26 protein-coding genes are annotated in these 26967 nt (G+C 62.3%); 22 read left to right on the top strand and 4 right to left on the bottom strand.

The annotated features are described in order from the left end of the window. Nucleotides 1-718: 718 nt before the first annotated feature. The 4 genes from VGY55_06585 to glf all read right to left on the bottom strand — a co-directional run bounded on the left by VGY55_06585 (nt 719) and on the right by glf (nt 3659). The gene (locus tag VGY55_06585; GenBank protein ID HEV2969638.1) at nt 719-1012 is read right to left on the bottom strand and encodes a hypothetical protein; all 294 of its coding nucleotides are present in this window, start codon (nt 1010-1012) and stop codon (nt 719-721) included. A gap of 14 nt (nt 1013-1026) precedes the next feature. After that, nucleotides 1027-1488, bottom strand: coding sequence for a hypothetical protein (locus VGY55_06580; protein ID HEV2969637.1), 462 nt, complete (start codon nt 1486-1488; stop codon nt 1027-1029). Nucleotides 1489-1608: 120 nt separating this feature from the next. Next, entirely contained in the window at nt 1609-2388 is a 780-nt protein-coding gene (locus VGY55_06575; GenBank protein ID HEV2969636.1) for a hypothetical protein, read from the bottom strand. 146 nt (nt 2389-2534) lie between these two features. Next, on the bottom strand, nt 2535-3659 hold the full coding sequence (glf, locus tag VGY55_06570; protein HEV2969635.1) for a UDP-galactopyranose mutase: 1125 nt from the start codon (nt 3657-3659) through the stop codon (nt 2535-2537). Nucleotides 3660-4110: 451 nt separating this feature from the next. Here glf and mdh point away from each other — a divergent pair, with 451 nt between their 5' ends. The 22 genes from mdh (at nt 4111) to VGY55_06460 (ending at nt 26924) form a co-directional block, all read left to right on the top strand. Next, nucleotides 4111-5055 carry a malate dehydrogenase gene (gene mdh, locus VGY55_06565; protein HEV2969634.1) on the top strand — a complete coding sequence of 315 codons (945 nt, stop codon included), beginning with the start codon at nt 4111-4113 and terminating at the stop codon, nt 5053-5055. A 151-nt stretch (nt 5056-5206) separates the two neighbouring features. Continuing rightward, nucleotides 5207-6025, top strand: a complete 819-nt coding sequence (locus VGY55_06560) for a PHB depolymerase family esterase (GenBank protein HEV2969633.1) — start codon at nt 5207-5209, stop codon at nt 6023-6025. A gap of 463 nt (nt 6026-6488) precedes the next feature. Then, nucleotides 6489-8834 (top strand): tetratricopeptide repeat protein, encoded by a 2346-nt coding sequence (locus VGY55_06555; GenBank protein ID HEV2969632.1) that lies wholly within the window; start codon nt 6489-6491, stop codon nt 8832-8834. Between the two features lie 5 nt (nt 8835-8839). After that, nucleotides 8840-9292 (top strand): hypothetical protein, encoded by a 453-nt coding sequence (locus VGY55_06550; protein HEV2969631.1) that lies wholly within the window; start codon nt 8840-8842, stop codon nt 9290-9292. Nucleotides 9293-9296: 4 nt separating this feature from the next. After that, nucleotides 9297-10151 (top strand): ATP-binding protein, encoded by an 855-nt coding sequence (locus tag VGY55_06545; GenBank protein ID HEV2969630.1) that lies wholly within the window; start codon nt 9297-9299, stop codon nt 10149-10151. Beyond that, entirely contained in the window at nt 10148-11620 is a 1473-nt protein-coding gene (locus VGY55_06540; GenBank protein HEV2969629.1) for a sigma-54 dependent transcriptional regulator, read from the top strand. The genes VGY55_06545 and VGY55_06540 overlap by 4 nt, the downstream gene beginning before the upstream one ends. Before the next feature lie 280 nt (nt 11621-11900). Beyond that, the gene (gene flgB, locus VGY55_06535; GenBank protein ID HEV2969628.1) at nt 11901-12326 is read left to right on the top strand and encodes a flagellar basal body rod protein FlgB; all 426 of its coding nucleotides are present in this window, start codon (nt 11901-11903) and stop codon (nt 12324-12326) included. Nucleotides 12327-12415: 89 nt separating this feature from the next. After that, nucleotides 12416-12838, top strand: a complete 423-nt coding sequence (flgC, locus tag VGY55_06530; protein ID HEV2969627.1) for a flagellar basal body rod protein FlgC — start codon at nt 12416-12418, stop codon at nt 12836-12838. Between the two features lie 75 nt (nt 12839-12913). Beyond that, the gene (gene fliE, locus VGY55_06525; GenBank protein ID HEV2969626.1) at nt 12914-13234 is read left to right on the top strand and encodes a flagellar hook-basal body complex protein FliE; all 321 of its coding nucleotides are present in this window, start codon (nt 12914-12916) and stop codon (nt 13232-13234) included. A gap of 102 nt (nt 13235-13336) precedes the next feature. Then, nucleotides 13337-15013, top strand: a complete 1677-nt coding sequence (locus tag VGY55_06520; GenBank protein ID HEV2969625.1) for a hypothetical protein — start codon at nt 13337-13339, stop codon at nt 15011-15013. A gap of 66 nt (nt 15014-15079) precedes the next feature. Continuing rightward, the gene (locus VGY55_06515; GenBank protein HEV2969624.1) at nt 15080-16072 is read left to right on the top strand and encodes a FliG C-terminal domain-containing protein; all 993 of its coding nucleotides are present in this window, start codon (nt 15080-15082) and stop codon (nt 16070-16072) included. Nucleotides 16073-16148: 76 nt separating this feature from the next. Then, nucleotides 16149-16817: a FliH/SctL family protein gene (locus VGY55_06510; protein HEV2969623.1), complete on the top strand. Its 669-nt coding sequence runs from the start codon at nt 16149-16151 to the stop codon at nt 16815-16817. 2 nt (nt 16818-16819) lie between these two features. Then, the gene (locus tag VGY55_06505; protein HEV2969622.1) at nt 16820-18172 is read left to right on the top strand and encodes a FliI/YscN family ATPase; all 1353 of its coding nucleotides are present in this window, start codon (nt 16820-16822) and stop codon (nt 18170-18172) included. A 20-nt stretch (nt 18173-18192) separates the two neighbouring features. Further along, complete coding sequence (gene fliJ, locus VGY55_06500; GenBank protein HEV2969621.1) at nt 18193-18645, top strand: flagellar export protein FliJ; 453 nt, start codon at nt 18193-18195, stop codon at nt 18643-18645. Continuing rightward, a complete protein-coding gene (locus tag VGY55_06495; protein HEV2969620.1) occupies nt 18645-19349 on the top strand; it encodes a hypothetical protein in 705 nt (234 codons plus the stop codon). Before fliJ ends, VGY55_06495 begins: the two co-directional genes overlap by 1 nt. Next, nucleotides 19346-20986, top strand: coding sequence for a flagellar hook-length control protein FliK (locus VGY55_06490; GenBank protein HEV2969619.1), 1641 nt, complete (start codon nt 19346-19348; stop codon nt 20984-20986). The genes VGY55_06495 and VGY55_06490 overlap by 4 nt, the downstream gene beginning before the upstream one ends. 13 nt (nt 20987-20999) lie before the next feature. Next, the gene (locus VGY55_06485) at nt 21000-21434 is read left to right on the top strand and encodes a flagellar hook capping FlgD N-terminal domain-containing protein (protein ID HEV2969618.1); all 435 of its coding nucleotides are present in this window, start codon (nt 21000-21002) and stop codon (nt 21432-21434) included. An 18-nt stretch (nt 21435-21452) separates the two neighbouring features. After that, nucleotides 21453-23897, top strand: a complete 2445-nt coding sequence (locus VGY55_06480; GenBank protein HEV2969617.1) for a flagellar hook-basal body complex protein — start codon at nt 21453-21455, stop codon at nt 23895-23897. A 394-nt stretch (nt 23898-24291) separates the two neighbouring features. Next, nucleotides 24292-24540, top strand: a complete 249-nt coding sequence (locus VGY55_06475; GenBank protein HEV2969616.1) for a flagellar FlbD family protein — start codon at nt 24292-24294, stop codon at nt 24538-24540. Between the two features lie 96 nt (nt 24541-24636). Further along, nucleotides 24637-25428 carry a motility protein A gene (locus VGY55_06470; GenBank protein HEV2969615.1) on the top strand — a complete coding sequence of 264 codons (792 nt, stop codon included), beginning with the start codon at nt 24637-24639 and terminating at the stop codon, nt 25426-25428. A 1-nt stretch (nt 25429) separates the two neighbouring features. Further along, nucleotides 25430-26155, top strand: a complete 726-nt coding sequence (locus VGY55_06465) for a flagellar motor protein MotB (protein ID HEV2969614.1) — start codon at nt 25430-25432, stop codon at nt 26153-26155. A 136-nt stretch (nt 26156-26291) separates the two neighbouring features. After that, complete coding sequence (locus tag VGY55_06460; GenBank protein HEV2969613.1) at nt 26292-26924, top strand: flagellar basal body-associated FliL family protein; 633 nt, start codon at nt 26292-26294, stop codon at nt 26922-26924. Nucleotides 26925-26967 lie beyond the last annotated feature (43 nt).

Below are 26967 nucleotides of genomic sequence, written 5' to 3'. Positions count from 1 at the left end.
TCCCCAGAACAAGCCCGCTTCATTTCGGCATTTTCGTTCTCGACCGATGGTTGGCAAGTGGCCGGTGCCCTCACCTCGCCGCCCGCCGCCGTGAGACGGCCCGCTCCGCTCCGGCTCGCTGGCGCTCGCCTCCGCTGCGCAGGCCGTCCCACGGCGGTGACAATTTCATTCTCCGTCGTACCCACGGGTACGTCGATCACTCGCGCCGAAGAAACATACAAGGGTTCCGCGGCCGCGCCGCTGCACCCTGGGCTGGGCTCCCTCGGCCCTTCAGGCCGGCGCCAACACGACTCGAGTTCTCCGCGCCTCGGGACAATGGTCGCGAAGGTTTTCCACCTAACTTTCATGACGCCCACACTCCATCCTGTGCCAGCGCTTCCGGAGAATAATCAATCATGGGAATCCAATGGAAAGACGGCTTCTCCGCTCACGTCGAATTGTTCTTGCTCGTCGAGGACAAGAAGCTGCGAGTCGCCCAAGTCGGACCGGAGTCGCTGATCCTCCGAGATACGTGTACGATCCCACCGGGAACGCGAGGAAGAATTGTAATCAAGGTGGATGACAGGAGAAAGAGCATGACGTGGTCCCGCACAACGGAATTGTTGCGGGGACCGAAAGAGTCGAATTCTTCTAACTGGCCCCGGGACGCGTGAAACGCGGAGGCCGCAGAGATCGCGGAGAAAAAGGGGCGACGGCAACGCTTTTCAACTCGCAAGATTCAGTGCGCCGGAAAAAGCAAGAAGTAGATGATCACGGGGTAGCCGAGAAGAAAGAACCAGCCGATGAATGCGACAAGGGCCGGCGGCGTTTCAGTGTCGATATCGCCTCCGCGTCCGACATAGCCCGTGAGGCTGCCAAGCTCTTCCGGAAACCAGATGAGGGCCAGCGGCACCAACACCATCAAGCACACGTAGACAACGCCGCGGTTGATCTCCTGCTCGTGAACGATCATTGCCACGACATAGGCAATCGCCATCAAGACAGCGATGATTCTTGCCGCCAGGGTCCACATTTGGGCAACGTCCTTTAGCCCGGCAGATTCAGCAATCTCTCGATCGCGGCGCGGTCTTCGGCGTCCAGTTGGCTGGCCGCTTGAAGGGCCCTTCCGCGCCACTCTTCGGCCTCTGACATATGCCCGGCGGAGCGCAAGGCGACTGCCATCGTGGAGTGCGCCTCGGCGCGGTCGAACGGGGTTTGCCCGTCACCAGTTTCGAGGCTGAGTTGCCAGGCCTGCTCCGCGAATTGAAGCGACAGTTGGCCGAACCCGGCGGCGGCGTGGGCATGGGCCAAGAGATCAAGCGCCCGCTGGCGATTCAGCGGCGTGCCGACTTGCGACCAATGCACAAGCGCCGCGTGGGCCAGATGCAGCATCTGGTCGATCTGATCGGGCAACCGAGGCGACGACTCGACGATGCTCCAGGCTTCGTTGTTAAACTCCACGGCGAACCAGCGATGGGCGCCGGCTTGATCCATCGGCCATTGCGGCATGGTGGGACTCGCGTAAACAATTGGGGAATGGCTCGGAACTCAAGCAATTATGCGCGAGCGCAAAGAACGGCGGTAGATGCGGCGCGGCACGTCCCGTCGGAGTCCACCGACGAGAATCCGCTACGCGGCTCGGCGCATGATCCGGTCGGAGACCCGGCGCCATAAGCCGCGGCGAAAGCCCGGCTCGAAGAGAGTCGGCATCGGCTGTTTGCCAAAATGCATCCTGCGGACCGCGCGCTCCGAGATGCCTCCCCAGCGGCGGACCACTTCGTCGCGCTCCTGCCGCGGATCGATGCCCAGCTTTTTCAATCGAACATACAATTCGCCGATCTCCAGCGGCCGCATGTGTCGGGCATGAATGGAATCGAGAATGGCCAAATCGCGCTGACCAAAGAACTGCGGCCAGACCAGGTCGATTCCCCAGCCCGAGCGGCTGGCGGCGAACGTGTGCCGCACGCGGAAAAACGCCTCGCAAGTGAACAGCGGGCACATGATTTCGACGAAGGGCGTGTAACGCAGCACGGCGCCGGGCTGCGGCCGGAAGGATTGAAAGGAAACGTCCCCTTCGGCGATGGCCGGCTGGGCAAGTTGGAGCCGATACCGCTCAAACATGGAAAACATCGCGTTAATGCTGGCCGTGTCGAGCGCGATATCGTCGTCGGGGCACCAGATGCAATCGTAGCGCCGCAATTCCGGCTCGAAATTCGCCGCGACAAAACCGAGGTGCTCAGGCTTGAAGCCCGCATGCTCGACGAAATAGGTCGCGTGGGGTGGCGCGGCGCGCGGACCAGGACGAAAGTCGACCACGAACAGATCGAACTGCCGCTGGTCCGGGCGGTCGAACCATGTGTCGAGCACATTGCCGTCGCCAATCGCCGTCAGAATCAGGTTGCGTTGCATGGGCGGGACGCGAAAGTTAGGCGCGGCGTTCGAGAATGCGCGTGAACTGCGAACGATTTCCGTTAGCCGGTTCGCTTGTCTTCGACCCTGAGGCTCAGACCGAAGGGCGAACCGAAGTACGCACGTGGTCAGCATTTCGCGACCCCCTACGCCGCCTTCAACTGCGATGTGCGGCCAACTCCCAACTCTCGCTCGGCGAGCGTCATGGCTTGGGCAACGACCTGGTGCATGTCGTAGTATTGATACGTGCCCAGCCGGCCGCCGAAAATCACTCCGCTGGCTGCCGCCGCCGCCCGATAGCGATCGTAGATCGCCGAGTTGCAGGCATCGCGAATGGGATAGTAGGGCGTTTGCCCGGCGTCAAAAGCTTGCGGAAATTCGCGCGTGATGACCGTGCGGCGCGTCGGCTGAGGATCGAAGTGCTTGTGCTCGACAATGCGCGTGTAGGGGACCGATGCATCGGTGTAGTTGACGACGGCCGTTTCCTGAAAATCGCCATGGAGAACTTCCGATTCGAATCGCAGCGAGCGATAATCGAGCCGGCCGTAGCGATGGTCGAAGAATTCGTCGATCATGCCCGTGTAGACCAGCGTTCGGCCGAGGCCGCGCAGTTTCGCCGCATGGGCGAAAAAGTCGACGCCGGTTTCCACGCGAATGTTTGGATGATCCAGCATGTTCTCGAACATCCGGGTGTAGCCGCCGCGCGGGATGCCTTCGTAAAGGTCGTCGAAGTAGCGGTCGTTGCCGGTCAGCCGGATCGGGATGCGGCGAATGATCGAGGCCGGCAGCTCGCGCGGCTCGCGGCCCCATTGCTTGGTCGTGTAGCCCCGCACGAAGATTTCATATAGCTCGCGGCCGACTTGCGAAAGAATCCAGGCTTCGAGTTTCTCGGGCTCATCGGTTGGAATGCGGACGGCGGCCAATTTCGCTTCCGCTTCGCGCGGCGTCGTGACGCCCCACACCTGTTGCAGCGTCAGCAGATTGATCGGGAAGGAATAAAGTCGCTCGCCAAACCGCACGGCGATCCGATGGCGATAATCGTTGAACTCGGCGAAGCGATTGACGAATCGCCAGACAGGGTCGCTATTGGTGTGGAAGACATGCGGACCGTAGCGATGCACGTGAATGCCGGCAACCTGTTCCGTGTAGCAATTGCCGCCGATGTGATCGCGCTTGTCGACCAAGAGCGCGCTCTTGCCGCGGTCGGCGACCGATCGCGCGAACACGCAACCGAACATCCCGCAGCCGACGATCACAAAGTCGAAGTGCATCGCAAGGAAATCCCGTAGGGAGCGCCCTCGGCGGCGTTCCGAATGTGCCGCAAGTTCACGGAACGGCACGGAGGCCGTTCCCTACAGATTCAACACGCTTCCCGAAATCAAGAACTGCCGCGCGAGAAGCGAGCTGACCTGACGGATGGGGGCGAAAGCATAACAAGCGATTCCGCATGGGTCCATGCCATCTGCGAACGACCTCGTGTCGCCCTGTCAAGAGGGGTCGCCCCGCGGCGCCAAACTTTCCTTCCTCGCCCCCTTTGCAAAGCGGAAACGGTTCGGTAGGGTTGGCGGTGAGGTAGACCCGTCGGACCCCCAAATGGCGAAGAGCCTATCCGAGAACCGCCTCGGCAAAGGGGACAGTCCCCGTTTTGCTGCGCGGACTGCGCAAAAGGGGGACAGTCCCCGGCGGTTTTCGGATAGGCTCGAAATCGAGCGAGGGAATTCCATGCGTCGAGCGAAGATCACCATCATTGGCGCCGGCAATGTCGGCGCGACGACGGCGCATTGGTGCGCCGCCGCCGAGCTGGGGGACATCGTGTTGTTGGACATCCCGCAAACCGAAGGCATGCCGGCCGGCAAGGCGCTCGATTTGATGCAGGCCTCGCCGATCGTCGGCTTCGACTCGCGGATCGTCGGCACGACCAACTATGCCGACACCAACGACAGCGACGTCGTGGTGATCACGGCCGGCATCGCGCGCAAGCCCGGCATGAGCCGCGACGATCTGTTGGCCACTAACGCCAAGATCGTCGGCAGCGTGGCGGCGGAAATCAAGAGCACCAGCCCCAACGCCGTGCTGATCGTCGTCAGCAATCCGCTCGATGCGATGGTGCAGCGGGCCTGGCAGGTGAGCGGGTTTCCGCCGGCGCGCGTCGTCGGGCAGGCGGGAGTGCTCGATACGGCCCGCTATCGGGCGTTTCTGGCAATGGAACTCGGCGTCAGCGTCGAGGACGTTTCGGCCCTGTTGATGGGAGGTCACGGCGACACGATGGTTCCGCTGGCAAGTTGCACTTCGGTGGGCGGAATTCCGGTCAGCCGGTTGATCGACCGCAAGCGGCTCGACGAAATCATCACCCGCACTCGCAACGGCGGCGCGGAGATCGTCGGCCTGCTCAAGACGGGAAGCGCCTATTACGCCCCCGCCGCCGCCACCGCGCAGATGGTCGAGGCGATCACGCGCGACAAGAAGCGGCTGATCCCGTGCGCCGCGTATTGCGACAAGCAATATGGCGTCGGCGGGTATTTCGTCGGCGTGCCGGTGGTTCTCGGTTCCGGCGGCGTGGAACGAGTGATCGAATTGGAACTTACCGCCAGCGAGCGGGCCGAATTCCAGAAGAGCGTCGATGCCGTGAAAGAACTCGTGAAGATCATGGCCGGGCTGACGGGTTGATGCTAGCACCGCGGTAGTCCGCGTTGACATCCTTGCCGGAGTTGCGTTATCGTCCAGCCACGCGGGAGTTGTCGCTGTGAGGAGGCGTACGTCGGGTCAGCTTGTGTCGGCTTGGATGGGATCTTCTCCACTTGCACAACTTAGGGTGTTTATGAACCGCATTCGACCGCCAAAGCCACCCGCCACGACTTCTTCGCTCGGCGCAAAACCCTCCGGGGTGACGGGATCCGCGGGCCTCGCCGCAATGTCCGAGGTCAGCCAGGCGATTCTTTCGCGGGCCGGGTCGGAAAGAGCGCCCCATGCGCTGTTCGCTCCGCTGCACTACGAGCGCAACTACGCCTATCCGCTGATCGTCTGGCTGCACGGCGCCGACGACAACGAGGACCAATTGAAGCGGATCATGCCGCTCGTCAGCTTGCGGAATTACGTGGCCATTGCCCCGCGGGGAACGGCTGCTGGTGCGAATGCGCATCCTGCCGCGTTCAACTGGCAGCAGATGGACGGCCACATTCAAGCGGCCGAAGAGCGGGTCCTGGACTGCCTGGCCACCGCGCAGGCGAAATTCCATCTGGCCGCGGGCCGCGTCTTTCTGGCCGGCTGCGATTGCGGCGGGACGATGGCACTGCGGGTGGCCATGCGGCAGCCGCGGCGCTTTGCCGGCGTGCTTTCGTTCGGCGGCCAATTCCCGACGGGCGACGCGCCGCTGGCCCAGTTGGCCCAGGCCCGGCAGTTGTCGATCTTCGTGGCCTGCACTCGGGCTTCACAACGCTATCCGACCGATGTGGTCTGCGACGACCTGCGACTGCTGCATTCGGCCGGCATGTCGGTCGTGCTCCGCGAATATCCTGGGACTGACGACTTGACGCCGCGGATGCTCTCCGACATGGATCGCTGGCTGATGGAGCAAATCACGCGGACGGGCATCTCCGCGGCCGCGGCGGCCCCGTCATCGCCGGCCGGACCCCGCTAGCCACAGCGATTCTTGCAGGAAATGCCCTCCGCGGCGTTCCCTGGGCCGGCGCGGATTAGGAACGGCGCCGAGGCCGTTCCCTACGGAATTCTGGCGAATTCCGCTAATGGCAATCCCCACACACCGCCCGCCGCCCGCTGCTCCCAGCCTAACGCCATTGACAGCACGGTTGCTTTTCGTGTACAAGCCGGCCGACTTTTCCTCATCTTGATCAGAGCCGCGGTCGCGGCGGTTGCTCGGCCAACGTAATCGGCACACTCCGTGCGCCGAAACAGCTACGGCACACGGAGCGTGCCTGCTACGTTGTTCGCGACACCGTACTGTGCCATTAAGCATGGAAGCCCAACGGCAGCCACAATCCGATAGTCCGCCGCCGGCGTGGTTTCGCCGGGTCTGGTCCCGTTTGCGCTCGGGGATTGTCGGGGCCGGAGAGAGAATATCGCGCCGCGCGCGGATCGCCATCTTGGTCGGCGTATTGATGGTCGGCGCGAACCTTGCGCTCGTGCTTACGTGGCTCAACGTCAAGCCGAAGACCGAATCCCAAACCAAGAAGGATTACCTTGCGGCGGCGCTCGCGGCCCTGGACCGCGGCAATTACTCCGACGCCAAGCGGCTGGCCGCCTTGACGCGAGACCAAAGAGGCATATCTGCGGCCGAGTCGAGCGGAGCCAGTTTTGTGCTCGGGGCGGCAACCGCCATGGAAGCCGACTCGATGTGGGACGAGGACCAGCGCCGCTACTATTTGCTGGCGGCGCGCCATCTCGAAGATGCGCGGCGCGGAGGATTTCCCAAAGGGCGCGAAGGAAAAGGGCTCTTCCTGTTGGGCAAGAGCCTCTGCCTGAGCCGGGAATACACGGCCAGTCAAGCGATCCTCGAACGAGCGCTCCAATCTCAACCCGCCGAGAGCAACGAAATCCACCGGCTCCTGGCCCGAGCCTACCTGTGGGGCACGCGCCCCGATTTGAAGCTGGCGCTGGGTCACATCGAGCAATATTTGGCCGACAAGCAGCTTTCGCGGCGCGAGCAATTCGAGGGATTGCTCACCAAGGGCCAGATCCTGTTCAAAGACGGCAAGATCGACGCTTGCCTCGATGTCCTCAAACAGATTCCCAAGGACTCGCCGTCGTATGCCGACGCGACCGTTCTTCAGGGGCAGTTGCTGATGCGGGCGGCCGAGAAATTGCAGGCCGACGCCGGCGACGCGCCGACCGCCGAGGCCCGCCGCGCGGTGCAAGACAAATATGCCGAAGCGATCGATACGCTCCGCAAGGCACAGAATCGGGGCAACTCGGCCGAACGGATCGTGCCGCAGTCGATGTACCTCATTGGCCAATGCTTTCTGGCGATGAACGACCCGCGCTCGGCGCTCGACCAGTTTCGCCGCACGCAACAAGGCTATCCCGAAAGCATCGAGGGCATCGCCGCGGCGTTTCAAGAGGCCGACCTGTTGCTGCGGCGATTGGATCAGGACGACGAAGCGATCGCCGCTTATCGGCGTGCCGTGGCCGCGGTGGGGGATCCTGCCGAGTTTCGCAATCCGCTGCTGTCGCTCGACAATATTCGCCAGCGGTTGTCCGACGCCGATCAAACTTTTGCCAAAGCGGGCCGCTTCGAGAAAGCGATCCAATTGACGGGAGTCCTGTTCCCGCTCTTCACGCGCGAGAAGCAAATCGAATTGGCCGCCGAAGCGCATCAAGCCTGGGCGGCGGCTTTGACGCACGACGTGGGCCGCTCGTCAACCGTCGAAGGTCGAGAGGCGGCCCGTCAGGCACGAGCCCAGTTGCGGCAAGCCGGCGATGCATTCAGCCAGTTGGCCGCCTTGAGACTGGCGAGCCGCGCGTATCCCGAAGACGTTTGGAACAGCGCCGATTCCTATCTGGCCGGTCACGATTTCCGGGGAGCCGTCCGGATGTTGGAGGAATACTTGCGGTACGAATTGCGGAGGCGGCGGCCCCGTGCACTCCTGAACCTTGGCACGGCGCAGTTGGCGCTGGAGAACTTCGACCGGGCGCTTGAGGCCCTGAACGAATGCATCGCCGCTTATGCCTCCGACGCGGCCAGTTATAGTGCCCGCCTGCTGGCCGCCAAAGCACATGTCGAAAAAGGGGAAGCCAAAGAGGCGGAAAAGCTGCTCCGCGAGAATCTCGAAGATGGCGGCCTCACGCCGAAGAGCCTTGAATGGCGCGATTCGCTGTTCGCCTTGGGATCGTTGCTCGAAGTCGAAGGACGCGATGAAGAGGCGATCCCGCGACTCGAGGAATACGTCGAGCGTTATCCCGATTCGCCGCAACTGATCGACGCCCGCTACCTGATCGCCGAGGCCTACCGCCGTAGTGCGCGGGTCCCACGAGAAAAGCTGGATGGCGACACGATCGAAACCTCGCGAATCGAGCACAACAAGCAAATGCAGCAGCTCTTGGGCGCGGCGATTGCCCAATACGAGCAAGTGCAGGACATCCTTACCCGCCGGCAGGAGCAAACGGAACTCGAGGCCTCCGATCAGGCCATCTTGCGGAACTGCTACTTCGCCCGCGGAGCCGCCTTCTACGAGATGGGGCGCTACGACGATGCGATTCGGGCTTACGAGGCCGCCACAAACCGCTATCAGCATCAGCCCGAAGTGCTGGACGCGCTGATGCAAATCGCGGCTTGCTATCGCCGCCTGGGCAGGGCGGACGAAGCCCGCCACACACTGGAGCAGGCGAAAGTGATGCTCACCCGGATCAGCCTCGACGCCCCATTCACGGAGACGACGAATTACACTCGCGACCAATGGTCGCGAATCCTCGATTGGTACGCGAGCTTGTAGTCCCCATGCAATTCACCACCGACATTTTGGCCAGTCTGGTCGGCAAGAAGCACGATCTATTGCTGCAACTGCGCGACGTGGGCCAGCGGCAGACTGAATTGATCGAAGGGGGCGAAATGACACAACTGCTCAAGCTCCTGTCGAGCAAGCAGCGGCTCTTGAATGGACTACAAGAAATTGAACGTCTAATGGACCCCTACCGAAACCAAAACCCGGCTGAACGCGTTTGGCGCACCCCCGCCGATCGCGACCGCTGCGCCGAACTCGCGGGCCGTTGCGAAATCCTGCTGGCCGAGGTCGTCGAGCAAGAGAAGCGGAGCGAGTCGCGATTGATGGCGCACCGCGACCGCGTGGCCACCCAATTGGAGGGCATTCAGCAGGCGGCCGTGGCCCGCAGCGCCTATAGCGACCATCCCGCATTCGAATTCCGTCAACTCGACCTCTCCTCGGAAAGTTGAGACCATGACACGTTCCCTGACGTTCGCAGATCCGACATCGCTCGACGCCAGCGCCGATCTGGAAACCGTCTTGGCGGCCTGGCACGGCGCTACGGTGCGGCTGGAGCAAACCCATGAGGCCCTGCGCAACGAAGTGCAGCGGCTCACGCACGAGCTGGAGATCAAGAACCGCGAGTTGGCCCGCAAGAGCCGCCTGGCCGATATCGGCCAGATGGCCTCGCACGTGGCCCATGAGGTCCGCAACAGCCTGGTGCCGGTGACGCTCTATTTGAGTCTCTTGCGGCGACGGCTCTCGGACGATTCGGGAAGTCGCGACATCGTCGAGAAAATCGCCGTCGGCTTCATGGACCTCGAAGCGACCGTCAACGATCTGTTGCAATTCACGGCCGATCGCGATCCTTGCTGGCAGCGGATTGAAGTGCGGAACCTTGTCGAGGAAGTGCTCGGCTCTTTGGCGCCGCAGTTTGTCGCGCAATCCATCGAAACGATCCTCGACGTGCCGCACCAGCAGATGGTCACGGCCGATCGCGAGATGCTCCGCCGCGCTGTCCTCAACCTGTCGCTCAATGCTCTGGACGCGATGCCCGACGGCGGGCGGTTGTTCATCACCACATATTTTGGTCCCGACGGGCTGGAACTTGAGATCGCCGACACGGGACCGGGCCTTTCCGAGCAAGCCCAACGACGGGCCTTCGAACCGTTTTTCACCACCAAGAGCAACGGCACGGGGCTCGGCTTGGCCATCGTCGACCGGATCGCCGAAGTTCACGGTGGCGACGTCGCGGCCGCGAACTGCCCAGAAGGGGGCGCCGCGTTTACCATTCGAATTCCGACGCGCCGTTTGGAGGCCGCCGCATGAACGCTAAAACGATCGAACTTGCCGTCGCAACGCCGTCCGTCGCCGGCCGGGTGTTGGTCGTCGACGATCACCTTCAGGCCCGCGAATCGATGGCCGACGTGCTACGGCATGCCGGCCATCAGGTGGAGTGCCTGGCGAGCGCGGCCGAGGCCCTGAAAGGGCTCGAGCGCGAGAGCTTCGACGTCGTGATCACCGATTTGCAAATGCCGGGCATGAGCGGCTTGGAATTCATTCATCATCTCGAGCGCCGGCCGCACGGAGCACAGGTGCTGATGGTCACGGCGCACGCTTCCGTCGCCTCGGCTGTCGATGCGATGCGGCACGGGGCGTTCGACTATATCGAAAAGCCCTTCGACGTCGAGCAGCTCGAGCAGCTTGTCGCCCGAGCGATCCAACATGGTCGGCTGCTCGATCGGCGACCGACGGTGCAGCAGCCGGGCCAATTCGGGCCGGTCACGATGATCGGCGCCAGCCAGGCGATGCAAGCCATGCGATCGAGGATCCAGCAGGTCGCCCGGACGTCCGAGACGGTGCTCATCACCGGCGAAAGCGGCACGGGAAAGGAACTCGTCGCCCGCTCGGTGCATGCCGCCAGCGACCGCGCCGCGGCGCCGCTGGTCAGCCTGAATTGCCCCGTGCTCTCGGTTCATCTCATGGAAAGCGAATTGTTCGGCCATGAGCGGGGCGCATTCACCGGGGCGGATAACCCGCGGACGGGGCGTTTCGAATTGGCCGACGGCGGCACGATCCTGCTCGACGAAATCACCGAGATCGATCTGAGCTTGCAGGCCAAGCTGCTCCGCGTGCTGCAAGAGCGGACGTTCGAGAAGGTCGGCTCGAGCGCGACGCGCGAAGTCGACGTCCGTGTGTTGGCCACGACGAACCGCGACCTGCGGCAGGAGGTCGCGGCCGGCCGGTTTCGCGAGGACCTGTATTACCGGCTCGCCGTCGTGCCGCTGGTGGTCCCGCCGCTGCGCGAACGCCGCGAGGACGTCGCCGAATTGGCCGAGCATTTTCTCTGGCGGGCGGCTGCGCGGCTGCACCGCGAACCGTGCGCCCTGGAGCGCGGCGCGCTGGATTTGTTGATCAACTACCGTTGGCCCGGCAACGTGCGCGAGCTAGAAAACATCATTACGCGGGCCAGCGTGCTGAATCTGGGCAATCCGATCTCAGCCGACGAACTGCGCGACTGGTTGATCGATGGGCCAGCCGGCACGGCCGGGCATCAAAGACCGATCGCGTCGGCGACGGACGATTCAATCGAAGTCGGCCTGAATCTCGATGACATGGAACGGAAGCTGATCGAAGCGACGCTCGAACGATTCAACGGCCATCGAGCCAAAACGGCGCAGGCCCTGGGGATTGGCATTCGCACGCTGTCGGGAAAGCTTAAAGCCTATGGATATGCTCCGCGAGCGAAAGCATTTGGTGAAGTACAAAGTGCTAAGTACGAAGTACGAAAGATTTGACATTGTTCGGAGTGAGTCGTTAGCCGCGGCACTTGTGCCGTGATGGTTTACCATTCGGCGCGATCCGGCAAAATCTGCCGATTCGAGACGCGCAGGAAATGCCGATCGTCGGCGCCTGTGAGACACAGATTTTACGAATCAAGCGGAGCGAAGGAGTCTAGCGAGATGACGCAAGCTCGCAATAATTCGCAAATTGCGTCGATGTGAATCGCCGCCGGCCGGCCGAGAAAGCGCCGCCGACGCGCGCGGCACGGCAGTTGCGTTAATCCGAAGGAATGAGATGCTCCCGACGTTATTCAATTCGACCACAATCCCCATACTCGAGAAGGTGATCGGGTTCAGCGAGGCGCGGCACAACGTGCTGGCGGGCAATATCGCCAACCTCGACACGCCCGGCTACCGGGCCAAGGATTTGTCGCCCGCCCTATTCCAGAGCCAACTGAAAGAGGCGATCGAAACTCGCCACCAACAGGCCGCGGAACCGGGAGGCGCCAACCCGCTCGGGGGAACAGCCGCCGACAGCGAAGACCCGTTTGCCGGCGTGCGCGAAACGATGAAGAGCCTAGTCTATCACGACCAGAGCGATAACGACCTCGAACGGCAGGTCGCCGAATTGACCAAGAATCAAATGCAATACAACCTGGCCGTGACGATCATGACCAATCAGTTCCGGCTGCTCCAATCCGCGATCAGCGAACAAGCGTAGCCGACGCTGCTAACGTCGGCACGGACGCTGGCAGCGTCCGCTACGACCATAAAACCGAGCCACACGATCATACTCGACAGGGACGTCGCATGTTCACCTCTCTCGATATCAGCACCAGCGCGCTCATCGCCCAGCGCACCCGCATGGACGCGATCTCGGGCAATATCGCGAATCTTTCGACCACGCGCAACGAGGCGGGGGAAGCGGTCCCTTATCAGCCTCGGTTCGTCGTTTTCAAGACCGACGAGCAGACCAAGACGCCGGAAGGGGCCGTCGGAGTTCGCGTCGATTCCGTCGAGACGTCGCAGAAGGAGCCGCTCTGGCGATACCAACCGGGGCATCCCGATGCCCAGCACGAAGGCCCGCACAAGGGCTACGTCGCCTATCCCAATATCGACATGACCACGGAATTCGTCGACTCGCTCAACGCCACGCGAGCCTATGAAGCGAACATCGGCGTAATCGAAGCCAGCAAGAGCATGTTCGGCCAGGCATTGAAAATTATCGGATAAGCGACGTAGGGCACGCCATGCGTGCCAGAACCACCAGCAGCGCCGGCACGCACAGCGTGCCCTATACGGTGAACCATGAACACGATAGGCAAACTTAGCACGGCTGCTTCATCCGCCGCGGCGCCGCTCGGCGCCGCCTCGCTCGGCGGCGCGGGAGCTGCGAAGGAATCGGGCGAAGGGTCGTTCAAGAATCTCCTGCTCGATTCGATCAAGCAGGTTAACACAATGCAGCAAGACGCCGATCACGCGGTCGAAAACTTGTTCACCGGCGGCGACGTCGATCCGGCGCAAGTGCTCACCGCCGTGCAAAAGGCCGATATCGCTTTCCGCATGATGATGCAGATTCGAAATAAACTCACCTCGGCATTTCAAGAGATCAAGGGGATTCAGATTTAGGTAATAGGCACACTCCGTGTGCCGTGACGACGCGGACCGGACGGCACACGGAGTCTGCCTGCTACATTTCCTGAGTCACGAAACTGGATTTGGCCGCCCACCATGGACTTTCTCAACAAAGCGATCGCTCAGATCACCGATCTGTTTCGCTCGATGACGCCCGGCGCGCGGATCACGGCCGGGCTGTTGCTGGCCGTGCTGGTCGTGAGCCTGGGGTATTTATTCAACCATCAAACGTCGAGCCCAGATGACTTTCTGTTTGGGGGAAATCCGATCCCGTCCACCCAACTCGTTGCAATCCAAGGGGCGTTCGGGAAGGCGAAATTGAACGACTTCGAAATCGACGCCGGCGGGGTGATTCGCGTGCCGCGCACGCAGAAGGCGCTTTATTTGGCGGCGCTGGTCGATGCCAACGCCCTGCCGCGCGGTTTCGGCGACTACATGATCGGTGCGATTAAAGATGTCGGACCCTTCGGCTCGCAGAAGCAGCAGAAGGAGATTTTCCAGGTCGCGCACCAGAAGGAATTGGCCGCCGTCATTGCCGGGATGAGCGGGATTGAAAGTGCCGAGGTCATGTACAACATCGAGCCCGAATCCGGGCTAAGCGTGCAGCGCGCTGTGAAGACCGCGTCGGTCAGCGTCAAGCCCCAGGGAAACGATCCGCTGGAAGACGAGCGTGCTCAATCAATCCGTCAGTTCATTGCGGGGGCGCTCGGTTGCAAACCGACGGATATTTCTGTTCTTGATCTCAACACGAATAGCACCTTCCCTGGCGGCAGCAGCGCGGCCGGAAGCGGCCTCGACGATGCGTATGCCACCGCGAAACGCAGGTACGAGAGAGACTACCAAACAACAATCCGCGATGCGCTGTCGTTCATCCCAGGCGCCAAGATCAACGTCAACGTCGAATTGAATACGGAGCTTGACGTTGAAACACGCGAAGACCGAGTCGATCCCAAAACCATCCCGGTCGAAGTGGAAGAGAATACTCACACATCGAGCACTCAGCCGGGTTCCGTCGGCGGATCTCCCGGCTTGGCCCGCCAAGGAGGAGTGCTGAGCAACACGGGGGCCGTACTGGGCGCGTCAAGCGGACCGAAGACCGAAGAAGACACCCAGAAGACGCGCACAAAAAATACGGCGACGCAAACGCAATCGGTCACCAGAAAAGCCGGCCTCACTCCAAACCGCGTTACGGTTACGGTCGGTGTTCCCAGCAGTTACTACGAGAAGGTTTGGCGCATGGAGAACCCGACGCCCGCCGGTACCGAGCCGAAGGCCCCTAGCAACAGCGACATCGACAAGATTGAATCGGCGGTAATGAAAAAGATTCAGGGCCATGTGGCCCAGTTGCTACCGAAGCCGGACGCCAAAGTCCAGGAGACGACGCCACTGGTCACGGTGACAACTTTCCAGCAGCTTCCTTCGGCGCCAATTACGCCGCCGAGCGCCGCCGACAAAGCGCTCTCTTGGCTGAGCCAGTATTGGAGCACGTTGGGGATGATCGGGCTGGGATTGGTCAGCCTGCTGGTTTTGCGATCCGTCGTGAAGGCCATGCCGGCGGCGGCACTGCCGCGGAGCGAAGCGGCGCCGGTCGCCGCGGCGCCCGCCGGCGAGGCGGAAGCGCCACCGGAGATCGAGCAGCAAGAAGCCGCCGCGCGGCTCAAGCGGCGCGCGAAGTCCGGCCCGACGCTCCGCGATGAACTGGTGGAGATTGTCCGCGAAGATCCCGACGCCGCGGCGAATATCCTGCGGAATTGGATCGGCAGCGCAACTTAATAAGTACGAAGTGCGAAGGACAAAGTACGAAAGTCAGTCAGCACTATGAAACGACGAAAACCATCCTTGAGGAAAGCGGCTATTCTGGTCGCGAGTCTCGATCAGCGGACGGCTGACCTGCTGCTCGATCAGATGGCGGCCGAGCAGGCCGACCGAGTCCGCCGCGCGATTCTGCATCTTGGCGACGTCGATCCGGCCGAACAAGACGAGATCATCGACGAATTCTTCCGCATCGGCCCCTTGGTGCCCGACAAGCATCCGCCGGGGATTGAGTTGGATGGCGAACTGACCCGCACGTTGGCGATTCCGATCGAGCGCCCGCGCGCCATGGCAATCGAAGAACCGATCGAAGAACCGGTCGCCGACAAACCTCCGTTTCGCTTCTTGCATGAGACGGAATCCGACACCCTATTGCCATTTCTCCGCCGCGAGAACCCGCAGACAATCGCGTTGGTAGCCGCGCATTTGCCGCCGGAGCGGGCGAGTGAACTGCTGGCCCAATTGCCGTCCAGCGTGCAAGTGGAGGTGGTCCGACGCCTGGCCAATCTGGATGACACCGATCCGCACGTTCTGGCGGAAGTCGAGCGCGGATTGCAAGCCTGGCTGCTCGAGCAGTCGCACCATCGCCGCCGAAGGGCGAACGGCTTAGCGGCTGTCTCCGCGATCCTCGATGCGGCCCCGCGCGACGCCCGCCGCCAAATCATGACGAACCTCTCTCGCGTGGATCGACCGCTCGCCGGCAAGCTTCGCCCGAACCATTACTGCTTCACGGATTTGATGCGGTTCGACGACGAATCGCTGATTGCCGTCCTGCGCGCCGCCGATCCGGAGTTGATCGTGCTGGCCTTGGCCGGGGCAAGCGCCGAACTGGTCGAGCGCGTCACACGACGCCTGCCGGCCGAACAATCCCGGGCCCTGAACAAAGCACTCGTTCATTTAGGGCCGACCCGGCTGGCCGACGTCGAGGACGCGCAGCAAGCCCTGGCCGACTTGGCCGCCGATCTGGAATCGGAAGGTCGCATCCACGCCGATCGAGCAACCCGCCTGGCAGCCGCTTGAAATCCAAAATCCAAAATCGAAAATCCAAAATCGTAGATACCCCGCTCATCCGCACCCAGCACCCCGCCGCCCTCCAATGTCCACCATCATCAAGTCCGGCGGTTCGGCGCGCAGCATCCGGCAAGCCGCGTTCAACCTGGAAGACATGAAACAGCAGGCCGGGAAATACCTGGATCAGATCCGGTCCCAGGCCGCCGAGATGGTTGCTGAGGCCCAGAAGCAAGCCGACGGCGTGCGGAAGCGCGCCGAGGAAGAAGGAAGGCAAGCCGCGATGCGAGCGGCGGAAAAAGTGCTGGACGAGAAGATCGGTCAGCGAATGCAGACCGTCTTGCCGGCCCTGCAAAAGACGATCGCCGGCATTGCTGACGCCAAGCAGGCCTGGCTCGGTCATTGGGAGCGAAGCACGGTGAAGTTGGCCGCCGCGATCGCCGCCAAGATCGTCCGCGGGCATGTGCCCGACCTGCCGGCCGTGACGCTCGCGCTGGTTCGCGAGGGATTGGAGATGGCCGCCGGCAGTTCGCAACTCCGCATCCATCTTCATCCAACCGATCGCGATACGCTCAAGGGACAAGTCGATCGCCTGACGACGGAACTCGAGCGGCTCGGGCCCGCGGAAGTCGTGGCCGATCCCGAAGTCACGCCTGGCGGTTGCCGGATCGAGACGCTGCACGGCACGATCGATCAGCAGTTTGAGGCCCAGCTAGCGCGGATCGAGGAAGAGCTGACTAACGGGAACGAAGAGTAACAGTGCAAGACCTCATCGAACAACTCGATCGCGTGATGCCGACGGCGCTGGCTGGCAGCGTGCTGCGGACGCAGGGGATGACCGCCGCGGTGGCCGATTTCCCCGCGCCCGTCGGCGCGCTCGTCGAAATCGAGCGGCAGGGGCGAGAGCCGCTGCGGGCGGAGGTCATCGGCTTCCGCGATTCGCTCACGCTGCTTTATCCCTTCAGCGGATTGAAGGGCGTGCGGCGCGGCAACCGCGTGCGGCTAGTGGGAACCGCGCGCTGGCTCCGCGTGGGCGACGAACTCTTGGGGCGCGTCGTGAACGCCCAGGGCCGCGCCATCGACGGTCGCCCGCAACCGGCGCTGACCAGTCGCATTCCGCTCGATCGCCAGCCGCCGCCGTCCGTCGATCGTCCACGGATCGACTCACCATTGGGCACCGGCATTCGGGCCCTCGATGGTCTCTTGACCTGCGGCAAGGGGCAGCGCATGGGCATTTTCGCCGGCTCGGGAGTCGGCAAGAGCGTGCTCTTGGGGATGATGGCCCGCTACACGGCGGCGGATGTGAACGTGATCGCGATGGTCGGCGAGCGTGGCCGGGAAGTGAACGAGTTTTTGGAACGGGACCTAGGTCCGGAGGGGCTGGCGCGGAGCGTCGTGGTGGTCGCCACGAGCGACGAGCCGGCCCTGATGAGAGTTCAGGCCGCGCAAACGGCCACCGCGATCGCCGAGTACTTTCGCGACCAGGGACGCGACGTGATGTTGCTGATGGACTCGATCACGCGGTTCGCAATGGCCCAGCGCGAGATCGGCCTGGCCGCCGGCGAGCCGCCGACCACACGCGGTTATCCGCCATCGGTGTTCGCGATGCTCCCCAAGCTCGTCGAGCGCGCCGGCCGCGCCGCGAAGGGGAGCATCACCGGATTCTATTCCGTGCTCGTCGAGGGAGACGATCCCCAGGAGCCGATCAGCGGCACCGTGCGCGGCCTGCTGGACGGCCACACCTGGCTCTCGCGAAAGTTGGCCGCCCGCGGGCATTATCCGGCCATCGATGTGCTGGGGAGCATCAGCCGCCTGATGACCGAAATCACCCCGCGCAAGCAACACGATGCGGCGCAAACCGTCCGCGAATTGCTCTCAGCGCATCACGATCACGAAGACCTGATCTCGATCGGCGCCTATCGCCGCGGCGCCAATCGAGCCGTCGATGCCGCGATCGAGATGCAAGACGACATCCAACGATACTTGCGGCAGCGGATCGACGAACCGGTGACGCTCGCCGACGCGGCCGCCGGCCTGAGCAAACTACAACAACGCGCGACAACTCTGATGCAACCGAGCAACCCAACCAATCCGATTGCAACGAGCCCATGAGCGCCTGAACCTTCCTGCACATGCCGAGTTTTCGATTTCGATTGACCACCTTGCTGCGGCTTCGCGAGGCGTGGCGCGACGAGCGCCGCGCGCATCTGGCGGACGCGCAGCAGGCGGAGCAATTGATTTTTCAGCGGATCGCAGAGATTGAGCGCGCGCTGGTCGAGTTGCAGCGCCGAGCGCTCGATGCTGCGCGCCCCGGGACGGTCAACGTCGATCAATTGGCCGAGTCGGCGCGCTACGAAATGATTCTCAAGGTGGATCGCGATTCGGCCGATCAACAGCGGCAGGCGGTGGCCGCCGAGGTCCAGAAGCGCCGCGAGGCGCTCGTGGCGGCCGATCGCGAGGTCCGAGTGCTCGAGAAGCTCCGCGACACGCAGCGCGAGCGGCATCGAGAAGGGGAGGCGCGACAAGAAGCGCAGCGGTTGGACGAAATGGCCGTCATGCGACACGAACGCGGGGAGGCGTTTTGATGGGACGTCTCTTGGGGACCTTCGGCTCCTTGTTCGCGTACGTGTGCATCGGCACGGTCATCGCGCTGGCGATCATTCTCGGATATGCGACCACGCACGGTTACCTCGACAAGGACAAGCTGTTGCGAATAGCCGACGTGGCCCGCGGGATCGAAGTCGTGGCGGCGCCAGTCGAGCAAAGCAAGAAACAAGTGGAGGCCGCGGATCAACCCTCGTTCGACGACATCGAGCGCCGCCGTGGAATCAAGGCGCGAAACCTCGAACTACGCGAGCAATCGATCGAAAGCGGCCTGGAAAGAATTCGCTTCGAGCAAAAAAAACTGGACGACGAGGAAAGCCGCTACAAGCTGCTGCGAGACAATTTCAACGCCAAGGTGCTCGACGTCGACAAGGAAAAAGCCGTCCAGGAGGGGCGCGACAAGATCCGCTTGATCTGGGAAAGCATGAAGCCCAGGCAGGCCAAGGAGCAAATCGTGCAAATGATCGACGCCGGAGAGATGAACGAAGTCGTGTCGATCCTCTCGGCCGTCGCGACGACCAAACAGGCCAAGATCATTGCCGAATTCAAGACCGATGAAGACGTGAAAAAGCTCGACGAAATCCTGCGCCTGATTCGCCAGGGGGTCCCCGACGTTCTGCCGATCGACCAGGCCCGCGAGCAATTGAAGCAGTTCAATCCGAAAACTCCGCAAACCGCGCCATGACGCAATTCGCCCTGGACAATTTGAGTTCGCTAGCGAGCCTGTCTCCCACGGCGGGAGCGGCTTCGGCGCAGTCCGCCGGGAGCACGGCAAGCGGCTTCGACGATCATCTGCAACGGGCGAGTCAGGCCGGCGAGGGCGATCCCGCTTCGTCAACGGATTCCGCAGGGCCGAATCCCTTTTCTCCGTCGAAAGACGTCGCCTCGAACGACTCGCCTCGTCAACCGGCGCGCGACGCCACTACGACTTCCGCCTCCCAGTCGCCGGCCGAGCCAACGACTCGATCGCCGTCGAACGACACACCGGCGAGCGCCTCGGCAACGAGCAACGACCCGCTCCCGGCATCCAAGCCGCGCAGCCCGAAAGACAAAGGGGATGCGGTTCAGGATTCGTCTCGCACGGCCGGGGGGCGGGGCGGCGCGAAGGGAGCGAATGCAAATGCCGCCGCCGTGCCAACCAGTCCTCTGCCGGAATTGAAGTCTCAAACGCTCACGATACCAACCGCAACGCCACCTTCCCCACCGGCGACCGACAAGCAGCCAGAGATTGCCGCGACCAAACCGGCGGAGGCGAAATTGACTGCGACGCAGCCGTCGCCCACCGGAACGGGCGCTCCACAACAGCCAGTTGGCGATAGCGCTGCGAACGCCGCTGGAACACCTCCCGCGCCGGCTAACGGAGATACGACCTCGCAGTCCGCCGCGTTGCAAACGCCCGGTATCGAAAGGCAACTCCCCGAGCCGCAAGGAAACGTCGCCGATCGCGCAACTCCGAGTGCCGCCGAGCACGGGGCATCAACGGCCAGCGCACCGATCGGTACCGACACCATCTCGCTCCCCGCGGATCATCAAGCCGCCGGCGTCCAAGACTCGTCGGCGGTAGCGCCCGACGCTAAGAATTCAGCGCGGCCGGCTCGCGAGGTCAGTTCGACGCAGCATCCGACGTTCGTCGTCGCGAGCGCAGATGCCCAGGCGGCCGCGGCAGCGCTTGCAACAAATGCCCCGCCCGCGGATTCGCCGGCGACCGATCCGGCCTTCGCCGGGCCGCTGCGCAAGGACGGCGCCGCGCCGGCGATCGACGGCGTTGCGGCGAAATCATCATCGCAGCCTGTCGGCCAAGCCGCCGCCGGCTCATCGGCGCCAGCCAAGGGAACTGCCGGCGCTCAGTCCACGGTGCCATCCACCTCCGGCTCGGCGGCTGGCGAAGTCGATCGCGTGCGGTTCCTGCAACGTGTTTCGAGCGCGTTTCAGGCGGCCGATGAGCAGGGAGGTCAGATCAAGCTGCGATTGAGTCCGCCCGACCTCGGCTCGATGCGGCTGGAACTTACGGTGCGCGACGGAGTGATGACGGCCCACGTGCAGACGGAGACCGATGCCGCCCGCACGATGCTTTTGGACCATCTGCCGCAGCTTCGCGACCGACTGGCCGATCACAATATCAAGATCGATCAATTCGACGTCGAATTGATGAGCCAATCCCGCGGCGGCACTCCGCAGAATCCTTCGGGAAACACAAATCCGGGCTATCAACCACCGCAGGGACAAACCGGGCGCGTTGCATCGACGGGGGCCGCGTCCGCCGCGGCCTCCCCTTCAATAGGCCTTCGCAACATCAACGGACGATTGGACGTTTTCGTTTGAAAGGAAACCGAACATGGCAATTTCATCGGTCCCCGGCGCGTCATCGGCCGCGGCCGGCAGTTCATCGAGTTCGCAGTCGAATAGTCTCGCGAACAGCCTCGGCAACGTCGATGTGAGTCAGTTCCTGCAGATGATGATCACCGAGCTGCAGAATCAAGACCCGCTGAATCCGATGGACAACAGTCAGATCATGCAGGAACTCGGCGCCATGCAGCAAATCTCCTCGACGAACCAATTGACGACCACGCTAAACGGGATGTCGCTCGGCCAATCGCTCTCGAGCGCCACGAGCCTGATCGGGAAGAAAATCGACGGGCTCGACGACAGCGGCAACCAGGCCTCGGGAGTCGTGCAAAAGGTGAGCATCGTGAACAACACGCCGAAGCTGTACGTGGGAACGCAAATTGTCAGTCTGAACAACATTCAGGATGTCTTGCCGTCGGGCTAAAAACAAAGGAACAGACAAATGGGTTTAGCATCCGCACTCAGCACCGCCTTGACAGGGATGGGCGCCTCGCAATCCACGATCGACGTGGTAGGCAACAACCTGTCGAACTCGAGCACCGTCGGCTTCAAAGCCTCGACCGCGATTTTCGCCACTCAGTTCTTGCAAACACAGAGCCTCGGGAGTGGGCCGCAAGGGGATTCCGGTGGCACGAACCCACAGCAAATCGGCTTGGGCACCGCGGTCGCCGAGATCACTCCGGACTTCACCCAGGGGACGATTCAGGTCAGCTCGAGTCCCTCGGATCTGGCGATCCAAGGTCAAGGTTTCTTCATCGTGCAGGGAAACAGCGGCGAGACATTGTACACTCGCGACGGCCAGTTCCAGACCAACTCGCAAAACGATCTTGTTACGCCGACCGGCGCCAAGCTGCTCGGCTACGGCGTCGATGGCAACTATCAGGTGAAGGCCACCACGCTGCAACCCGTGTCGATTCCGCTCGGCACGACCGCCGTCGCGCAGGCCACGAAGAACGTGCAGTTCGAGGGAACGCTGCCCCCCACCGGCGACGTCGCCAACACGGCCGAGATCATCCAGAGCGCGGTCCTCGGCGACAGCCGATTCAGCGCGCCGCCGGCCGGCACGACCGCCAACATCGCCGTGCCGCCGATCGTCACCTCGACGACAGCCGCGGCCTCGGGCGCCCCCGGACCGCTGATTCCAGGCGGGACTTACGACTATAAGGTCGTGTACGTCGACGCCAATGGCAACGAATCCGACGCCGCCAGCTTTTCAGGAACCATTCCTGCCAGCGCGGCGAGCAGCGAAGGGATGACCATTAGCAATCTTCCGACCGATAGCAGCGGCAAGTATGTCGGTCGCCGCGTCTACCGCACGCAGGAATTGGCCACTGCGGGAGCGAATCCCGTCTACTATCTCGACAAGAACTATTCGTCCGACAACACGACCACCACCTTCACCGACACCACCGACGACACCACGCTGGCCACCCAGGCTCAGCAAGACACGTCGACCATCTCGGGGAACTACAGCTATTACGTGACATTCGTCAAACCGGGCGAACCGGAGAGCCATCCCTCGCCGCTGGCCGGGCCGCAAAACGTCACCGGCGACCGCATCGTCGTCTCGAACTTGCCCACCCCGACCGGCCAATATGCCGGCGGGCAAATCCGCATCTATCGCAATCTGGCCACGAATCCGTCGGTGTTTTATCGCGTGGCGGACGTGAACGCCGGAACGTCGTTCGTCGACCACGTCTCCGATGCGACGATCTCGAATTCGTCGACGGCCGGTTTCGAGCAGCTCGATTTCAACGGGCCGCGAATCACTCCCGACACGCCGCTGGTCGACGTCCAGAGCTTCGACGGCACGACGTACAACGTGCCCTTCCAGACCGGCAAGCTCGCGTTCACGGGAGAAAAAGGGGGCCGCACGCTCACCGCCAAAGACCTCACGATCACGAATACCACCACCGTGCAGGACCTTGTCGATTTCGTTTCCCAAGCGACGGGCATCCAGCCGCCGTCGGCCGATTCGGCCCATCCGGTCCCCGGCGACATTTCCGGCGCGTCTCAAGGGGGCTCGGTGCTGGCCAACGGTCGCATTCAGTTCGTCAGCAACAACGGCGTCGACAACGCGGTCACGATTCCGCTCTCCTCCTTCGTCCTGACACCGACGGCCGGTGGCGGAAATACAACGCCTAATCTCACGTTCAGCGAGACGCAGGCCGCCAAAGGGCAAACGGCCGTCAGCGATTTCGTCGCCTACGATTCGCTCGGCATCCCCGTCAACGTCCGCGTCACCGCCGACCTGGAAAGCCAGAACAGCACCAGCACCGTCTATCGCTGGTTTGCGGATTCGCCCGACAATCAGCCGGTCAACGGCGTCGGCACGGCGGTCGGCACCGGCCTGATCACATTCGACGGCAACGGGAAGGTCGTCTCGGTGAGCAACAGCACCGTCTCGATCAACCGCTCGCAGACGCCGTCGCAGTCGCTGCAATTCAACCTGAATTTCAACCAGTTGTCCGGCTTGTCGGCCAGCACCGCCACGCTCACTACGAGCGGTCAAGACGGCTCGGGCGCCGGCACGCTCTCGAGCTTCAATATCAACGGCGACGGCACGATCAGCGGCGTGTTCACCAACGGCGTCACGCGCACGCTCGGACAAATCCAGTTGGCCCGGTTCACCAATCCCGACGGTCTTGAACAGCGCGGGCAGAATAACTTCGCGGCAGGAGTCAACTCGGGCTTGCCCATCCAAGGCAGCCCCGGCACGCAAGGCATCGGCTCGATCGTGTCCGGCGCTTTGGAGCAATCGAACACTGACGTCGGCACGAATCTGATCGACCTGATCCTGGCCTCGACGCAATATCAAGGGAACACCCGCGTCGTCTCGACGGTCAACACGCTGTTCGGCGATCTGTTGAATCTCGGCCGCGGATAGAGAAAGTGCGGCCGCCTGCATTCGCGGCGATTCTGATTATAAAGGGATTATAAAGGGGTCGGGAGTCATTGTTATGGCTCCCGACCGCTTTATTTAATCTCTAACGTCAGCGATGGCGACTGCCCCGAACGGAATGTCCGCTTTTCTTTGTCAAATGAGCCGAGTTAGCGGATTCTGACGGTCTTGCTGCCGCTTCGCCGTCCTCATCGCGCATCGTCCCCAGCCGACGAGCTTGCGCTGCCGACAACCAACTGCGTTAACGGCGGCTCATCAGAATTCGGCCATATTGCCGCTGCTTCGCGGTCATCTCAGCCCTCGTTTGTGGCCTACACTTGCCGTGAATGAGGCCGAATGCGCCGGCTCGGGCCGGCGGTTCCCTATGCGGAGGCAGACCATGATCAAGCTCACTCGCTTGGGCGGGGAGGAGTTCGTTTTGAACGCCGACCTGATCCGTTACATCGAAGCGCGCCCCGACACCTTCATCACGCTCACCATCGGCGACCGGGTGGTCGTCGAGGAGTCGATGGATGAGGTGCTGCGCCGGGCAATCGATTACCAGCGCGAGAAACACATGATTCCACAAGCAACTCGGGGTTTGGCGCCCGGGAATCGGGACTTGGGCCTCAGCACCAGGGCCTGGTGATGAGAGATTTCGGATTTCAAATTCGACTCGCCACTCGCAATCCCCCCAACTTGTCGCTAACACTCCCTCAGAAACACGCCGCTCGAAACGACTGAAATGGACATCTCCACGGTAGCCGGATTGATGATGGCCTTCGCCATGATGGGCGGCTCGCTACTCATCATGGGGATGGAGGGCAAGGGGAGCGTCAACTACGGCGCCTTTATCGACCCGCCAGCGATCATGATGGTGATCGGCGGTGGGATCGGGGTCGGGCTCGTCGGGTTTCCATTGCGCAACGTGCTCGGTCTGCCCAAGGTCATTCTGAAGGTGTTTTTCAACAAGCCGGAGAATCTGAATCACCTGATCGAACAATTGGTCGGGCTGGCCGAGACGGCGCGCCGCGACGGATTGCTCGCGCTCGAGAGCAAGGCCTCGGAGATCGACGATCCGTTCATTGCCCTGGGCATTCAAATGGCGGTGGACGGCACGCGGCCGGAAGTGATCGAAGAGGTCATGCGCACCGAGATTGCCGCGATGGGATCGCGGCACAAAGAGGGTAAAAAGATTCTCGAGCTGATCGGCCGCTGCGGACCGGCGTTCGGGATGATCGCCACGCTGCTTGGTCTGGTGCTGATGCTTGGCAATTTGAACGACCCCGAATCGATTGGTCCTTCGATGGCGGTGGCGCTCATTGGAACCTTGTATGGGGCGCTGATGGCCAATTTGGTCTGCATCCCGTTCACCGAGAAGCTGGGAATGCGCAGCCACGAGGAAACGATGGCCAAGGAGATCATTCTTCGCGGGATCATGGGAATTCAATCGGGAGACAACCCGCGCACCGTGCAACAGAAGCTGAACACCTACCTGCCGCCGAAGCTGCGGCCCGGCGCTCAGGAGGCGGCGTAGCATGTCGGCAGCCGCGGAAGAACATCCAAGCGAAGGCGCGCCCGAATGGATGGTGTCGTATGCCGACATGATCACGATCCTGATGTCGTTCTTCGTCGTGATGTTTTCCATGGCCGGCTCGAAGGACACGAAGAAGGAAGTGCCCGTCCTGATGTCGTTGCGGCGCCAATTCGGCCGGTTCGTCGGGCTGCCGGCGAACCAATATGTACCGACCGATTCGGCGCTGACGACCAAGAACGTGGTGATCCGGCCCACGCCCACCAAGGAGACTCGCAACCGCGGGCTTGTCGGCGAACACGCGCGGGTCAGCACGATCCGCCCGGGCGACCAGGCGACCATCGGCGGAGTTATTTTCTTTGACGCGGGAGTGAGCGACCTCAATGACGAGCAGCGGCGCGATCTTCAGACGACCGCCACGGAGTTGGGGGGCAAACCGCAGAAGATCGAGATTCGCGGCCATACGCTCGGTCGACCGCCCCAGGGCGCCGGCAAAGTTCGCGACAATTGGGACCTGGCCTATGAGCGGTGCTACAAGACCATGCGATACCTGGTTTCCTTGGGGATCGATCCGCGGCGGATTCGGATCGGCGTGGCGGCCCAGTTCGAGCCGGTCTACGCCGGCCGCGATCCGCGCTTGCTGGAAAAGAACAGCCGCGTCGAGGTGTTCATGCTTAACGAGTTCACGGAAGATGGGCGGGGGATGATCGACGACGGTGCGGTGGAGTAATGCGAGACTGAAATGGAAGAAACGGTAGGGTGTGTCAAGCGCAGCGCGGACGCACCGCCCAATCCGGTGCGTCTGCGCTGCGATTGACACACCCTACATTCTGAGCAACGCAGAACGGTATTCGGAGTAAACGATCATGGCGGAGCTTGCCACATCCCCCGCGGGTATCAATGGCGCGGATGCCGCTGGCGCGAAGAAGTCGTTGTCGAAGGCGAAGATCGGCGCGATCGTCGGCGCCATCGTGCTCTCGCAATGCGTGCTAGCGTATCTGTATTTGCCCGGCGGAGATTCGGCGGCCAAGGCGGAAGCCAAGAAAGAGACCGCGGCCGCGCAGACCACGGAGAAATCGGAAAAAGAGGCTGCAGCCGAAGGACGCGCCGAACTCCGCGAGGTGGACCTCGGCAAGTTCAGCCTCACGGCGTTCGACCCCAACTCGAATACCACGTCGCTCATCGACTTCCAACTCTTCGGCACGGTCGCGGCCGACCACGAAGAAAAGGCAGCTAAGGGAGGTGGGGAACATGGAGGCCACGGTAAACCAGGTGAAGTGGAGGAAGACAATTCGCCTTTTGGCAAGTTGTTCAAGAGAAATAAAAACCGCTTTCGCGATCAGGTGATCACCATCATTCGCAACGCCCAGATGTCCGACCTGACCGACCCCGGTTTGGGATTGATTAAAAGGCAGATTTTGGCGAAAACTAACTCGTTGCTGGGAGAGCCTCTGTTGAAAGAGGTGCTGTTCAGCGATTTTGCCGTCGTTCAGCAATAGTCGGCGCGGGCGTAGAGCGGCGGCGCGCGGCTGGATGCCGCTA

It is taken from the genome of Pirellulales bacterium (assembly GCA_035939775.1).
GTDB lineage: Bacteria > Planctomycetota > Planctomycetia > Pirellulales > DATAWG01 > DASZFO01.
This window is presented reverse-complemented; position numbering and strand designations above follow the sequence as displayed.

Bases quoted from the DNA above. Each gene is read 5' to 3' on its own strand.
- VGY55_06480 (HEV2969617.1), top strand. From the start codon at position 21,453: ATGGGTTTAGCATCCGCACTCAGCACCGCCTTGACAGGGATGGGCGCC.
- VGY55_06495 (HEV2969620.1), top strand. From the start codon at position 18,645: ATGGGACGTCTCTTGGGGACCTTCGGCTCCTTGTTCGCGTACGTGTGC.
- VGY55_06510 (HEV2969623.1), top strand. From the start codon at position 16,149: ATGTCCACCATCATCAAGTCCGGCGGTTCGGCGCGCAGCATCCGGCAA.
- VGY55_06545 (HEV2969630.1), top strand. From the start codon at position 9,297: ATGACACGTTCCCTGACGTTCGCAGATCCGACATCGCTCGACGCCAGC.
- VGY55_06540 (HEV2969629.1), top strand. From the start codon at position 10,148: ATGAACGCTAAAACGATCGAACTTGCCGTCGCAACGCCGTCCGTCGCC.
- VGY55_06460 (HEV2969613.1), top strand. From the start codon at position 26,292: ATGGCGGAGCTTGCCACATCCCCCGCGGGTATCAATGGCGCGGATGCC.
- VGY55_06485 (HEV2969618.1), top strand. From the start codon at position 21,000: ATGGCAATTTCATCGGTCCCCGGCGCGTCATCGGCCGCGGCCGGCAGT.
- VGY55_06585 (HEV2969638.1), bottom strand. From the start codon at position 1,012: ATGTGGACCCTGGCGGCAAGAATCATCGCTGTCTTGATGGCGATTGCC.
- flgB (HEV2969628.1), top strand. From the start codon at position 11,901: ATGCTCCCGACGTTATTCAATTCGACCACAATCCCCATACTCGAGAAG.
- VGY55_06575 (HEV2969636.1), bottom strand. From the start codon at position 2,388: ATGCAACGCAACCTGATTCTGACGGCGATTGGCGACGGCAATGTGCTC.
- mdh (HEV2969634.1), top strand. From the start codon at position 4,111: ATGCGTCGAGCGAAGATCACCATCATTGGCGCCGGCAATGTCGGCGCG.
- VGY55_06490 (HEV2969619.1), top strand. From the start codon at position 19,346: ATGACGCAATTCGCCCTGGACAATTTGAGTTCGCTAGCGAGCCTGTCT.
- fliJ (HEV2969621.1), top strand. From the start codon at position 18,193: ATGCCGAGTTTTCGATTTCGATTGACCACCTTGCTGCGGCTTCGCGAG.
- VGY55_06550 (HEV2969631.1), top strand. From the start codon at position 8,840: ATGCAATTCACCACCGACATTTTGGCCAGTCTGGTCGGCAAGAAGCAC.
- VGY55_06580 (HEV2969637.1), bottom strand. From the start codon at position 1,488: ATGCCGCAATGGCCGATGGATCAAGCCGGCGCCCATCGCTGGTTCGCC.
- VGY55_06560 (HEV2969633.1), top strand. From the start codon at position 5,207: ATGAACCGCATTCGACCGCCAAAGCCACCCGCCACGACTTCTTCGCTC.
- VGY55_06475 (HEV2969616.1), top strand. From the start codon at position 24,292: ATGATCAAGCTCACTCGCTTGGGCGGGGAGGAGTTCGTTTTGAACGCC.
- flgC (HEV2969627.1), top strand. From the start codon at position 12,416: ATGTTCACCTCTCTCGATATCAGCACCAGCGCGCTCATCGCCCAGCGC.
- VGY55_06520 (HEV2969625.1), top strand. From the start codon at position 13,337: ATGGACTTTCTCAACAAAGCGATCGCTCAGATCACCGATCTGTTTCGC.
- glf (HEV2969635.1), bottom strand. From the start codon at position 3,659: ATGCACTTCGACTTTGTGATCGTCGGCTGCGGGATGTTCGGTTGCGTG.
- fliE (HEV2969626.1), top strand. From the start codon at position 12,914: ATGAACACGATAGGCAAACTTAGCACGGCTGCTTCATCCGCCGCGGCG.
- VGY55_06470 (HEV2969615.1), top strand. From the start codon at position 24,637: ATGGACATCTCCACGGTAGCCGGATTGATGATGGCCTTCGCCATGATG.
- VGY55_06465 (HEV2969614.1), top strand. From the start codon at position 25,430: ATGTCGGCAGCCGCGGAAGAACATCCAAGCGAAGGCGCGCCCGAATGG.